The sequence below is a fragment of the Pseudoalteromonas sp. C2R02 genome (genome assembly GCF_018860845.1).
Taxonomy (GTDB): Bacteria; Pseudomonadota; Gammaproteobacteria; order Enterobacterales; family Alteromonadaceae; genus Pseudoalteromonas.
Map to the genome: position 1 here is coordinate 26495 of NZ_JAHKQC010000052.1, position 13440 is coordinate 39934.

The 13440-nt window shown below is 32.9% G+C and carries 16 protein-coding genes; 7 read left to right on the forward strand and 9 right to left on the reverse strand.

Annotated elements, in window-relative coordinates; all coding sequences use genetic code 11:
- Window positions 1-7: 7 nt before the first annotated feature.
- Window positions 8-850: a hypothetical protein gene (locus tag KO527_RS24150; RefSeq protein ID WP_216042801.1), complete on the reverse strand. Its 843-nt coding sequence runs from the start codon at window positions 848-850 to the stop codon at window positions 8-10.
- 166 nt (window positions 851-1016) lie between these two features.
- On the opposite strand from KO527_RS24150, the gene KO527_RS24155 reads away from it, so the two are divergent.
- The 5 genes from KO527_RS24155 (at window position 1017) to KO527_RS24175 (ending at window position 3894) form a co-directional block, all read left to right on the forward strand.
- Window positions 1017-1925 (forward strand): response regulator, encoded by a 909-nt coding sequence (locus KO527_RS24155; RefSeq protein ID WP_216042802.1) that lies wholly within the window; start codon window positions 1017-1019, stop codon window positions 1923-1925.
- 238 nt (window positions 1926-2163) lie between these two features.
- Entirely contained in the window at window positions 2164-2799 is a 636-nt protein-coding gene (locus tag KO527_RS24160; protein WP_216042803.1) for an RNA polymerase sigma factor, read from the forward strand.
- Window positions 2783-3178 carry a hypothetical protein gene (locus KO527_RS24165; protein ID WP_216042804.1) on the forward strand — a complete coding sequence of 132 codons (396 nt, stop codon included), beginning with the start codon at window positions 2783-2785 and terminating at the stop codon, window positions 3176-3178. Before KO527_RS24160 ends, KO527_RS24165 begins: the two co-directional genes overlap by 17 nt.
- Window positions 3156-3446: a hypothetical protein gene (locus KO527_RS24170; RefSeq protein WP_216042805.1), complete on the forward strand. Its 291-nt coding sequence runs from the start codon at window positions 3156-3158 to the stop codon at window positions 3444-3446. The genes KO527_RS24165 and KO527_RS24170 overlap by 23 nt, the downstream gene beginning before the upstream one ends.
- Complete coding sequence (locus KO527_RS24175) at window positions 3439-3894, forward strand: DUF3106 domain-containing protein (RefSeq protein ID WP_216042806.1); 456 nt, start codon at window positions 3439-3441, stop codon at window positions 3892-3894. Before KO527_RS24170 ends, KO527_RS24175 begins: the two co-directional genes overlap by 8 nt.
- A gap of 25 nt (window positions 3895-3919) precedes the next feature.
- Here KO527_RS24175 and KO527_RS24180 read toward each other — a convergent pair whose 3' ends face one another.
- The 3 genes from KO527_RS24180 to KO527_RS24190 form a co-directional block, all read right to left on the reverse strand.
- A complete protein-coding gene (locus tag KO527_RS24180) occupies window positions 3920-4852 on the reverse strand; it encodes a hypothetical protein (protein WP_216042807.1) in 933 nt (310 codons plus the stop codon).
- 166 nt (window positions 4853-5018) lie between these two features.
- Window positions 5019-5657, reverse strand: a complete 639-nt coding sequence (locus KO527_RS24185; protein ID WP_216042808.1) for an EF-hand domain-containing protein — start codon at window positions 5655-5657, stop codon at window positions 5019-5021.
- A 110-nt stretch (window positions 5658-5767) separates the two neighbouring features.
- Window positions 5768-6172, reverse strand: coding sequence for a hypothetical protein (locus tag KO527_RS24190; RefSeq protein ID WP_216042809.1), 405 nt, complete (start codon window positions 6170-6172; stop codon window positions 5768-5770).
- 172 nt (window positions 6173-6344) lie between these two features.
- Here KO527_RS24190 and KO527_RS24195 point away from each other — a divergent pair, with 172 nt between their 5' ends.
- Window positions 6345-7952: a hypothetical protein gene (locus tag KO527_RS24195; protein WP_216042810.1), complete on the forward strand. Its 1608-nt coding sequence runs from the start codon at window positions 6345-6347 to the stop codon at window positions 7950-7952.
- A gap of 171 nt (window positions 7953-8123) precedes the next feature.
- On the forward strand, window positions 8124-8855 hold the full coding sequence (locus KO527_RS24200) for a transporter substrate-binding domain-containing protein (protein ID WP_216042811.1): 732 nt from the start codon (window positions 8124-8126) through the stop codon (window positions 8853-8855).
- Window positions 8856-8894: 39 nt separating this feature from the next.
- Here KO527_RS24200 and KO527_RS24205 read toward each other — a convergent pair whose 3' ends face one another.
- The 5 genes from KO527_RS24205 to KO527_RS24225 form a co-directional block, all read right to left on the reverse strand.
- Window positions 8895-9716, reverse strand: a complete 822-nt coding sequence (locus KO527_RS24205; RefSeq protein ID WP_216042812.1) for a transporter substrate-binding domain-containing protein — start codon at window positions 9714-9716, stop codon at window positions 8895-8897.
- A gap of 81 nt (window positions 9717-9797) precedes the next feature.
- On the reverse strand, window positions 9798-10202 hold the full coding sequence (locus KO527_RS24210) for a VF530 family protein (protein ID WP_216042813.1): 405 nt from the start codon (window positions 10200-10202) through the stop codon (window positions 9798-9800).
- 75 nt (window positions 10203-10277) lie between these two features.
- Window positions 10278-11546 (reverse strand): ATP-binding protein, encoded by a 1269-nt coding sequence (locus tag KO527_RS24215; protein WP_216042814.1) that lies wholly within the window; start codon window positions 11544-11546, stop codon window positions 10278-10280.
- The gene (locus KO527_RS24220) at window positions 11547-12248 is read right to left on the reverse strand and encodes a response regulator transcription factor (RefSeq protein ID WP_252734095.1); all 702 of its coding nucleotides are present in this window, start codon (window positions 12246-12248) and stop codon (window positions 11547-11549) included. It abuts the gene before it with no gap.
- An 84-nt stretch (window positions 12249-12332) separates the two neighbouring features.
- Complete coding sequence (locus tag KO527_RS24225; RefSeq protein WP_252734097.1) at window positions 12333-13331, reverse strand: hypothetical protein; 999 nt, start codon at window positions 13329-13331, stop codon at window positions 12333-12335.
- Window positions 13332-13440 lie beyond the last annotated feature (109 nt).

Genomic DNA, 13440 nt, shown 5'->3' on the forward strand with positions numbered 1-13440 from the left:
ATCGATGTCATTTTTGTTGCTTTATGGTTAATTTATTTTTTTGTATTTCTTCTAGTTGTTTTATTGAGTCTAAAAATTTACTTTCTATAAAGTCTTTTTCTTTTATTATATGGGCAGAACGCTCATTAGCATCATTTAATTCTTGCTCTAATTTTACTACTTTCTTCTTTAATACATCTGATTGTGGCGCTTTGTTATTACCTGCAAGCTTTTTATTTTTTTGTTTTAAAGTTTCAAGCTCTTTTCCTTGCATTATAAGCTTACTTTTATAGTCACTCGCAGCTTCAATTAATTGTTGCTGCTGTGCTTTATATTTTTCTGCTTGAGCAATGAGCGCTTCATTATGTTCGGCATCTAATTTTTGTTGCTGTGCATCAATTAAAAACTGCTCTTTCTCTTTTTGTAATGATTCAACGTGATCATATTGTGAATACAGTTTACTTTTTGTGTGTTCTAGTCGCTTTTTACTTGTGACTAGTTCTCCTTTTAGCTTTTTGATTAAAGCTCTAGATTTATGTAACTGCGATTCTAATTGTGTAATTTTCTCGTCACTGTCTGGACTTGAACTATTTGCATGTAATAACTTTAATTGATTTTCAAGAATTTCGTGAACATTCATAAGTTCATTTAAAGTCGTGGTATGCTTATTTACTGAGTTGAGCTCATCATTAAGTGATTGCTGATAAATAGGCAAGTATTCATCTTTACCTAAATGCGTTGATAGACGATTTACTGATTGAGAGACGCATCTAAATTCTCGAAACATGAAAAATAAAATCAAAAACCAACTTGTGATCACGACTAATCCAACATCAATCGCTAAGATTTCCATTACTCTTTCTGGCAACATATGATTCTCCAGTTAAAGATAATATTTTAAGCTGTTAATTTATATAGGTTATATTCTAGAAATAAGTCAGGTAACTTGTTGTTGAGTATAGCTGCAATTGAAATTACTGCCTATACTCAAATATTGATTCTATTGCATATACCTTTTTTTATTAAAGCAGGATTTTATGAAAATATTAATTGTTGATGATAGTTTAGCAATGCAAGCAATTGTTAAACGTGGTTTAGAAAAGTTTGGGTATAAAACTTTAGATATAAAACAATCATCAGGTGCACTGGAAGCATTGAATATTATTGATGAATGGAAACCTGAAATTGTACTGTCTGATTGGCATATGCCAGAAGTGTCTGGTTTAGAATTATTAAAGGAAATAATAAAAAGAGAGTTACCAATTCAAACTGGATTTGTAACAACTGTAAATGATGAAGACTTGATATCTCAAGCGATTGAATGTGGAGCATGTTTTGTTTTAAGCAAACCATTTGAAGACGAAGAATTGCATAAATTGATTTTACCTTTAGTTCAAGGCGCCAATGAAAGTCAGAGGCTACTTAATGACGAAACTGATGAATTGGCAGCAAGTAGTGATCTTGTTTTGCCAAAATTAAGTCAATTAGAAAAGGTAATACATCGTTTTTTGAGTGAAAAAGTTTATTTAAAAGAAGCTGCCATACAAAAGTTTTCAATAGAGAAAAAAATACCAACTGTTTTGGCGTTATTTGAAGATGTTGAGAGTCAAAAGATCCGTGCTTTGGCTATTTTAGATCTTTATGCCGCCTGTACTTTAGGTGGCATCAAATGCGATATGCCTAAAGCGCAGATTATGAAAATGATCACTGATAAAATGTTGACTAAAAAGATGTTAGATAGCTGTGAAAGTGTTATGTCTGATTGTGCGTTTGCATTCTTAGATCGTAAAACACGTAAAAATTTAAGACTAAAAAGTGTCAGTTTTACTTCTCAAAGTTTCCCTAAATTAGAGGTGTTATTTCAAAAACCGGCTTCTCAAAGAGTTGATATTCAATGTGACTCAGACGGTTTCGACACAAGTTATATAACAGTATTAAGTTCGTAAATTATATTTATTTAAATATTTCTTTTGGCATTTTATGTTATTTTTATTTAATTAAATAACGATATAAAACAGTTTTCTAGAATTTTTTGCCAATGAATTTATGGATAGTTCTACCAAGTTATTTTAAAGTTCCTCTGAATATTTTTAAATGCTCTGTCAACCATCCTGTTATTTAAGCGTTTTAAACAGTAGTAGTTGAAATCAATTCGATAAGACACTTATTGTAATTACGGCATTTATGGATCAAAATTGTAATCGAAACATTAATTTATATGGACATCACGCTATTCCTTTAATGGCAGATAATTCTGAACCAATACAAAAAGTTGCCGAGCTTACTATGGAGGCTTTTTTAATGGATATTGAAAAAAGAGCATATCATATGGCTTTCTTTGCGTGTGGTACCCATGCTGATGCACTAGATTTATTGCAAGATAGCATGATTAAATTGGTGACTAATTATAAAGAGAGGCCATCAAATGAATGGAAGCCACTGTTTTATAAAATATTACAAAACAGAATTAGAGATTGGCACCGACATCAAAAGGTGAGAAATTTAGTATTTTTCTGGAAATCGAATACCTTAGATGATGAAACTGAAGTTTTTTCATCACAAGTTGATTATTCAAATCAATTAGCAACCCCTGATAAAGAATTTGAAAAATCAGCGCAACAAACAGCAGCGCTAACACATTTAAAACAATTATCTGCTAAGCAGCAGCAATGTTTTTTATTACGTAGCTGGGAGGGGCTTTCAGTAGCTCATACAGCAGAAGCAATGGGGTGCTCTCAAGGGAGTGTTAAAACACATTACTCTCGTGCTGTAACAAAATTAAAATCGTTAATGGAAGAAGATCATGACATCACCTTCTAAAGAAAATCAAAATGATAAAACGGCTAAAGCACTGAATCAGGCGTTAGATGCTTCGGTTAAGAACTTATCTGCAAGTGTTGTAGCTGATTTAGAAAAAGCACGTAATACCGCTTTAATGAAAAGCGCTGTAGGTAGCGATAAAACATCAATTTTTACGTTATTGAACCTGATTTTTAATAATATGATGTTTAAAGTGGCGGCGCCAATAGCTGCTGTTATTTTAATATCTTTAACAACTATTAATCAGCCTAAGTCAATTGTGCCTGAAATACCTCTGGCTATGATGAGTGATCAGGTTCCAACTGAAGATTTAATGTTATTAGAAGAATTAGAGTTTATAACTTGGCTGGCTGAAAATGAACAAAACGCACTGTTATAGCATATTATTTGTTATGAGCTTTACAGCACATACAGAGCCTAAAAAGCCTGAGAAAGTGCCTGATATGGCTTTTTTTGAATTCTTAGCTGATATGGTTGAAGTAGATGGCGAATTGGTTGGGCCACTAGATTTAAAATCGAGTTCAGCCAATGTTTTACCAAATACATTGAGTAATAAAGTTAAATTAAAGTTAGATAAAAATGAAACCAATAAAACAGATGTTAAAAATTCTAAAAAAAATACTTTGGAGGATAAAAGTGATGGCTAAACTAATCTTTGTTACTTTTTACTTATTTATTTTTATGCCCCAAGTTAATGCACTTGAGTGGAATAAGTTAGACGCTGAGCAGCAAAATGTTTTAAAACAATTTTCATCTAATTGGGATCAATTACCAGCGGATAAACAAGAAAAACTACAACTGGGTGCAACTCGTTGGATTGAAATGGATGCACAAAAAAGAACAGAAGTGTTAAATAAGTTTGATAACTGGCAAAAGCTTGATCCGCAAAAGCAAACAAAGTTGAAACAGCAATTTGATAAATTCAAACAAATACCAGCTCAAAAACAGCAACAATTAAGAAATGCTCACAAAAAATTTCAACAATTACCACAAGAAAAGCAACGTAAATTAATGGAAAAATTTAATAAGCGTAATATGAAAAAAATGAACAAAAAAACACAAGATAAAATGAGACAAAAAAATAGAGGGCACTAATGCCCTCTATTGCTTTATTAAATTGTTAAAATATATAACCTAAACTGATTGACCAGGTATAAGCATCGTAATCACTTGCAATATTTATCGAGGTATCAATATCCACCGACCATGCATCATCAATATCGTAAGAAGCATAAAGTGCAAATTGACCATAACTATCATCGCCAGAAATTGAATTTAGTGCTGCGGAGTTAGTTGTAACATTTCTTGGAGATCCATTTTTCCTTGTATTTACATTCCTGCCATTACGAGATATTAACGCCGAGTCACCTGATACGAGATAATTCCATGTTAAAAGCCCACCTAGCATAAGGCCAGTCTCATTTTCTAAAGGGATATAATAAGCAGCAGACAAGCTTGAACTGATACTCGATGAATTTCCTGAACTTTTCTCTGTTGTGACTTTTGGAGGAACACCTTCATCTTGCTGCGCTTTCACTTGGTATTTATCGAAATCCCAATCACTATATAAACCGCTAATTAAAAGACCGTAAAACCAATCATTTTTAGCAAACCCATAACCAATTGAGCCGCCAAAAGACGAAGAATCAATGTTTTCATTTTTTATGTTTTGCTTTCGTTTAAGACCTGATATTTTCGTATCTACTTCAGATTGGCTGTAATTTGTAGAAAATGACCAGTTATCTAAATAGTAGCTTAAGCTTGCACCAGCTGTTGAAAGCGTTACATCTGTATTGACCCTGTTGTCAAAGTTCTTATCACCTTGCCAATTTTGATAATTCAATCCCATACTGAAATCATCAGTTAAATTGGTAGAAAAAGAAATTGCATTGCCTACTGGAGTGAGAGTGACAGTTTCATCTTGCAATTGGACTTGGTATTCTTGCTGACCATAGCTGATATCAATACTTGCGGCATTTGCATGATTAGATATGGCTAGTAAAAAGAATGACAGAATCGTAAAGGGATATTTAGTTGTTATTAGACACTGCAAAACAAGCCTTACATATTAAAATAGAAGTATATGTTCTCAGTGTAACTAAAATTAAGGAAATAATGTGGCCAAATGAGAAATAATAATTAAAGTGTAGCTATTAATGTAAAAAAGCAGCTCTGAGCTGCTTTGGTGAATTACAAATATTGATAAGGGGTATTAGCTTCTAATCTTCGTCAGTTAATTCTTGAACGCATTGACGAATCGCTTTTTTAGTGGCTTTATTAGATTCAGATGCTGCTGTAAATTCATCTAAGTTTACTGAGCTGCTATCGTCAGTATCCATGATGTCAAAAACAGATGTCGCTTTAGTTTCCATCGCTGTTTGTAGCTCAGGTAAATCAATTGTTCCATTTGCATCAGCATCGGTAATCTTAAACTTCTCTTCCTTAGATACAAAGTTATCAGCTGATGGTACGATTATATTATCATCACCTGTCTCTGCTTTTAAATCACTGACACATAAAACGATTTCATAGGCTATTACTGATAAATCAATCGCGTTACCATGCCTGCCTTGACTAAATTCTTCTAGAGATAAAACGCCATCTTGATCAGTATCTTTTCTGGTTAATTTTTTTTCTGCTTTAACAGTGGCAGGATCTGTCATTTCAGCTAACGTGATTTCACCACTTTGATCAACATCTATTCGATTGAATTTTTGTTCTGCACTATATCCAGGTTTGCCTTGCTTACCACCTTTTCGTTGTTTCTCGGCTAATACTTGTGGCGCAGATAAAGCTGCTGTTACTGAAATTAAACCTGTTAGTACTGCGATATTGAGCTTTTTAGTTATTTTAGTCATTTGGAACTCCGTTGGGGGTTATAAGTGATTTCAAATATTAAAACGCATCCAATGCAGTTCGGTTGACAACAGATGGTTAATTATTTCCATTTTATTTTTAAGTAACTAAATTAACTCGAAAATATAGTTGTTTGATTTTGTATTACACTGTCTATTGCTTTATTAACGACTTGATCAGCAGAGTTTGCCATAAACAAACCACTTTTCGTGAAATCGGCGATCCAACCATAATGTGTACCTTCAACGGTAAAGTCATGTGCTTTGGTTCTTAATTGTTCTAGGTTTTGTGCGAAGTGGTTTTCTAAGGGTTGTGTATGAAGAGGATCTTCTGTGGGCCAGTGATTAATCCCTGCGCCAAAATTGTATACCTGAGATACACAGCTTTTAAAGGAGTTTGAATGTAATTCAATGCTTCCTGCACTGATACACCAATGAGACTCGGCATATTTAATTTCAACGCCACTATGATGTATACGAATTCTTTCTAACATTTCTAATGTTGTAATTTCAGACATATATTTCCTTATATAGCCTTATTGCATTAATACTATTCTGGTCCAATAATCGGTAATTTACAACTTGTTTTGTAATCCTTTGCAATTCTTTGTAGTGGCAGCCCAATTTTGACATTTTTTAGACTTTCAATTGAATAAACTGCCAGCAACTTAATAAAAGAGCAATTTATTTATGAAATTTCAAAAAACACTTTTAGCCTGCGCTGTATCAGTATTTTTAGCAGGCTGCAGCAGCGATGATGACGATTCAAGTAAAGATCCTATTGTGCCTGAGCCTACATCACTAAAATTAGTTGTACCAGCTGAAGGTAAGTCAATGGTAGAAGATTTTCCACTTGCTATGTATGTCACTTATCCTGAAGGTGAACAAAAAGCCTCAGCTATTACAAGTATAGATGTGAACTGGCCATTTGTTGATGTTTTCCAGTCAAGTGTTGAATATGGCTATATTGATGGTGATTCAGATGAATTATTTTATCATTCAGTTGAAAATATTCATGATGGAGCAAAAAATGCGACAGATTTAGAGCGTCAAGACGATATTTTATGGTATGTAACAGGTGACAACATATTAAATCGTTATAACAGAGCGCAAGATGAATTAGTGACTTGGCAAGTATCTGAAGATAGCGTATTTACCGAACTCGCAATTGATGAAGAAGGTGAAGAGCAAGTATGGCTATACGATCAAAGTGCACATCAATTGGTGATTTTTAATGCTGTTGATGAATCTTCTCAAGTAATTGCTTTAGAAGGTGATATGTCTGTTGAAGGTCTAGCTGTATCTGAAGATAATTACTTAATATTAGCTAAAGAAGCAACGCAAGGTGTGGTTTTACATTACAGCTTAGCAGATACCAATCTGACATATGCTGATTCTTGGTATATTGAAGGGTTTGGTGCTGCACAATTTAATGATATCGGTTTAATGCCTGATGGTCGAATTGCTGTAAGCAATGATGATACTGAAAACAACTTAGTTTTTGTGATGGATAAAATGGCACAAATTGGCGTGGGTCCTATTGAGGATAGCGGTGAACTTGAAAAAGTAGCTGAGCATGCCTTAGAAGAAGTGGTAGTACAACCTTCAGGTATTTGGGCGTTAGCAGATGACAGTTGGATGATAATCACAGATCAGGCTGAAATGTTTGCGATGGATGCTAATTTCAAGGTAACCGAAAAAGTTAATATTGAATTTGATAGCATTAACTGTAATCAAGGTTGTACTGAAGCAATCGTTGGTCGTGATAATGAGTTTTTTGCGATGACTGATGGTGGTTTAATTGGTCATTTTACTAAAACTGATAATAGTTATACTTTAGCAAAAGAATATCAAATAAACGTAAAAGATGGAGAAGGTGAAAGTTATAGCTACTCAGGTTTAGGTTATGATGTCTCAGCGCAAGAGTATTATTTAGTGCCTGATCAAAATGATGAAGAAACGATAGATGAATTGATTATTTTAAACTCTGATTTTACGTTAAAAGAAAGATATGACATTACTTACTCTGGTGAAACTGAGGGCAGTATTTTTGAATATGACGCCCAAGGTGTTCAATACCATCAAGGTAATGTATATGTTTTATCAGAAAAGTTTACTAAATTAATTAAGCTAAATTTAGTGGGTGAGATTGTAGCCGTATATGACTTAGATCATGAAGATGTGTCAGATCCCAGCGATATAGCATTAAAAGACGGTCAAGTTTATGTATTAGGAGACCATGAAAATGATGAACCTGTACCACCACTTTCTGTGTTTGATATTGTCGAGCATGACTAATATTACATAAAGTAATTAACTTTAAGCCGCTGTAGAATATATAGTGGCTTTTTTTATTATGATTATTTGGAATGTTTATGATCTCTAATCTGACGGCATAAATCTTTAAAGTGGTGCAAATGCAGAGTTGTTACCTATAATCAAATGAATTGAGGTTATTCTGGTTGAATTATGCGCTTCGTGTACATACTTTTTCTCTTACTATTAAGCTGTAAAGGCATTAGTTGTGAATTAAATGTTCGTTTAGAACAATATGCACCAGAATCATATAAAAATATTGAAAATAATTGGTTTGGCATAGATATGGAGCTAACCCAAGCGCTGTTATCCGAAGCAAACTGTCAATTTAAAGTACATGAATTATCGTGGGGGCGTGCATTAGTTATGCTTGCAAAAGGCGATATAGATATGGTACTTAATATGTCAAAAACACCTCAAAGAGAAACAATATTTCATTTTATCGGTCCAATTAGACAAGAGGAGATTGTTCTGGCTACAAAAAAGGGAGTTGACCTGAATTTAACCAATATCGAAGATTTAGCGCACTTAAAAAAACCTATTGCAGTTCAGCGAAATGCCTATTATGGAAAGCATGTACAAAATTTAATAAAAAATAAAAATTATGCTCATATGTTTATATTTGTGACAGATAACCAAACAAAAATAGAACAATTAAATAAAGGTAGAATTATTGGATTTTTAGAGGCAAAACGAAATATTATTAATGGTATTTCTAATGATAATACTTTCCAAAATATCACTTACCAACCTTTAGCAATCCACACCAATCCGGTATTTTTTGCATTTAGTAAAGCATCCATCAATGGACCTTTATTTTATCGTTTACAGTTAGCTTTTGAGCAATTAATTGAAAAGGGAATCATCGTAAAAATAGACAGTTAATTTTTCAATATGCAAGCTAGCCCTGAAATAGAAGTTCATTTATTTAGGCATATCTAAAGTGAGTTTTGTTCGAGTATCGAGTTGTAATTCTTGCTGTAAATCCCCCCAATGTCTTTTTATTAATTTATCTATTAAACCTGATTGTTCGGCTTTGCTTAATGCTTTTTCTAATACTTCAGCCAGTTGATGATTATCTTTTTTTACATAAATATAGCTATCATTTTTATAGCATAGTAATAAATTTTGTTCGATTTTAAGGTTTGGATGTTGTTTAGATTCGGCCATGATTTCGTTTATACCACGTGAAAAATAATCTATGTGTCTTTTGCCACTTGCTAGCATAGTATAAATTTTTTGACTATCACCTAGAAACTCAAAATATGGCAAATTATTGTGGCGCCAAATATCAATATCAAACCAGCCATCACCAAATGCACCCACTAAATTTGTTTTGCGAAACTCTTCTATATTATTGATGTTTTCAAATGCATGTTGATTTTTATTTTTAATCAATAATATTCTTTGTGCTATGAGCCCTTTACTTAAACCAATATTGACACGAGTAAAATTTTTGTCTCTTAATGGTGTTTTTAAACGCCACATTAAGGAAAGTTTATCTTCATTTAAATATTTTTTCTGTCTTTGCGTATTAGAGATACCAAGATCGTTTAAAGTGACCAAGTAACCTTCATTTTCAAGGGAGCGTTTTATGAGCTCAATATAATAATTACGATTTTCATGATTACGACTTGAAATATTGAGAGTAATACTAATTTGTTCTGAAAAAGCGGCTATAGGGCTGAAGGAGAGCCATAAGAAGATAAAAATAAAGCAACTATAACGTGTAATTCTTACAGTCATAAAAGGCAAACCTATAATGGAATTTATCTCATATAATTTCCATTATAGTAAGGAATTACCTTTTATCGTTTTAATATTGATTTATTGACCCCAAGGGTTATCAGGTGTTGAATTAAATCTTCTTGCTGCTTTTGTTTTTTTCTCTTGTAATTTTTGTGCCTCATCAAGGCTTAGATTTGCAGGGCCTCGGGCTTTATGATGTGATGGTACAATCCGATCTCTTGGAGGGAGTTGGAATTGTTCATCATCTGCTTTTGGATACCCTAAAAGCTTATACATATAAAAAGATTCTATCTTTTCTTTAGCCCACTCGGTCTTACGTAAAAATTTTAAACTAGATGCAATGCTAGGATTCTTTTTAAAACAATTAATTTGCAAATAAGCATGCATAATTTCCCAACCAAAATGATCAACTAGCTCATTTAATATTGTTTCTAATTTAACACCCTGTAGCGGGTTGTTTTGATAAATTTCTTTTGAGTCCATACGGTTCTCTAGTTAAGCTTTTAATGTATCTATCTATGGATTATAAATTTACTCTAAGCCTTTAGATAGCATTAATTATAAGTTTAATGGTATTTTCATTATGAATCTGGCACCACCTAAGGAACTTGGCTCGAAGTATAAATCGCCATCATGTAAGTTAGTAATTTGCTGAGCTAAAGATAACCCTAGGCCATAACCGTTATGACGACTATCGATTTGGTAAAAAGAGTCAAATATTTTATTTAATTGAGAGTCGTTTATTCCAGGACCATTATCATCAATATATACACATACGTTTTTTTCATAAGTTGATACTGAAACTTCAATAAGTGAGTCACCATACTTAATTGCATTATGTATTAAATTTTTAATGACTCGGCGTATTAAATTTTTATCCGCTGTTATTAAAGTATTAACTGAAGCGTCATGCTTAAAACTAATACTTTGATTTGTAGTAGGTAATAAATCATCTATGACATCTGTGATGACATTGTTAAGTTCAAAGTTTTGAAACTTAATCGTTAATTCAGCACGTTCAGCTTGCGCATATTGCAATAATTCATCTACAAGGTCTTGTAGATTAAATAAGTCCTCTTCAATACCTGAAATATACTTTTGTTGCTTAGGCGTAGCATTAGCATCAAGCAGCTCTAATTGCATTTGCATTTTAAAAATAGGGGTTCTTAATTCATGGGCTATATTATGGCTGAGCTGTTTATGGCTTGAGAGTAAACTTTCGATTTTTGAAGCCATTGTGTTAAACCTTAAGTTGAGATTACCAACGGCTAAATTAGCTGAAATAGGCGCTCTTACGCTAAAGTTTCCTTCGCCGAACTTTTCGGTTGCTTGTTCTAGATATTTTAGTTTATTACCTAAAAACTTCATCCAAATAAATGAAATGACAGCCAATAATGCCAGCATTAAACATATAATGGCATATTCAATCATGATATCCACTTTAACGAGTTCATGCTCCTCATTTTCTGATATTGAAAAATACTGTTTTGGCTTAAAAGCCCAAAAGTAAGCAAGATCATTATCATCAACCCAAACCTTTTGTTTCTTTAGATTACTTTGTACAAAGTTAGGTATTTTATTGTATTCAATTTCAGTAATGATGATTTGATTAAGTTCTGCAATTCTTAATAGCTTTTTATTAATGTGTTGTTTGGGAATATAAGGAGTGAGTTGCTCGAGTAATTCTATCTCAGCTTCGAAATTTTTAGCTTCAATTATATTATCTACATCAATTAATAAATATGTATTAATCCAATGGGCTGAAAATACAAAGAAAATAATCGTAGCTATTAATGCACAATACAATGAAATAAAGAGTCTTTTCATTTAATTAGACCAGTAATCAGGAACAAACATATAACCTTTATTTCTAACAGTAATAATTCCTTTTGGTCGATTTGAGTCATCTTTTAATTTTTTGCGGATCTGGGCTATTTTATTATCGATAATACGGTTTGTGCCATCATACTCTAAGCCTGTGAATGATTTTTGTAATTGCTCTCTACTTAATGCAGTATCTGGATGTGATACCAGTTGCCACAACAATGCGAATTCTGAAGGCGTTAATGGCACGAGTTGTTCGTGTAAAGTACAGGATTTAAGCGCATTATTTACCGTTAAACCCCCTGAAATAATTTCTTTATTTATATCGCTGTTTATTTTTTTGACTGTTCTTCTCAATAGCATTCTGATCCTAGCTAATAACACTCTAGGTTGAACAGGTTTTTGTACAAAATCGTCTACCCCTATCTCTAATGCTGCGACCTGATCGATATCATCACCACTTGCTGTTAGCATTAAAATAATGCCTTGGTATTTATTTCTTATTTCTCTGCAAATACTTAAGCCATCAACTTTTGGTAACCTTAAATCTAAAATTATTAAATCTGGTTGGCTTACTATGATGCTATCGGCCGCATCTTCACCACTGGTCAGCACTGTAGTTTCAAAATCAAACTCAGTGAAATAGTCATTTAATAAGCTTGCGAGCTTTAAATCATCTTCAACGATAAAAATGCTTTGATTCATTATAAATTTAACTTTGTAGGGAATATTGTTAAGTTTAACTTAAGTGATGTAAAAGGTACCATTTCAAATAGTACCTTTGTTAGATTAATCAGTGATTAATTGATATTTATCTAACTCTGCTTCAGACATGATATGTACATTATCAAAAGAAGCGGCATTGATAGTATAAAAATAAAACTCTGGACCAAGCTCGTTACCTAATAACTCTCTGAAAAAAGTCAGCTGTGCGCCATGACCAGGATGATCTTTACCAAGTTGATCTGCTGGTTTTCCTGCTTCACAACACCACGAATGGACTCCTAATTTACCACCAGTTTCATATTTTCTTTTAAAACCAGAAACAAATAAGTCTACACCACCAGAATAAGCTTCACCATCACTAGGCATATAAGTTGTTAACTGTGCATTTCTGATTGAGCGTCCAGTATGCATATTTATAGCATCGTTTACGGAGCCATCAATGCTGATGAATTTTATTGTTTTAATACTTGGATTTTGGTTAATTAATTCATTGATCTGAATATAAGTTTTTGAGCCAAGAGTACCGCTTAAGTAAGCCATATCACCTTGTATCGTTAACTCACTATTACCACCAGAAATAAGAGATTCATTAAATGTTAAGCTCACATTAAATAAACTGTTTGATTGTGCGTCAATTAAGTCCCCAGAATAAACAAAATTTTCATCTTGCTCAGTGATAGAGAGATTTGATGCAGAATAACTTGCGGTGATTGAATTTTCTAAATCATTAATATTTGTCGCTTCTAAGACAGTCAATGAATTGATAGGCGCTTCTTTATCAAAATCAAAACCTATATAAACAACGCCTAATTCAAATTTAGCTAAAATGATATTTTCATCCATATCAAAGTCTATCAACGATAAGCTGTAATCAACGCCTTTAAATTCAAAATTGAGAGCTTGTTGTTGTGATTGATAGTTTTCGATATAAGCAGGTACATCGGTAGGCTTAATATGATGTACTTCTGCGATTTCAACTTCTTTCTTTTTATCAGAGCCTCCACTATTACAGCCAACGCTGGCCATTAAACTAACAAATATCAAAGGGAGTAATTTTTTCATGACAATACCTAAGTTTACAAACTGTATTAAAGAGGTGTCATTATGATTCGGTAAAAATGTAGTCGGTAGATGCAGTAAGTACGGGAATGTAACGAAAACCGTTACAATT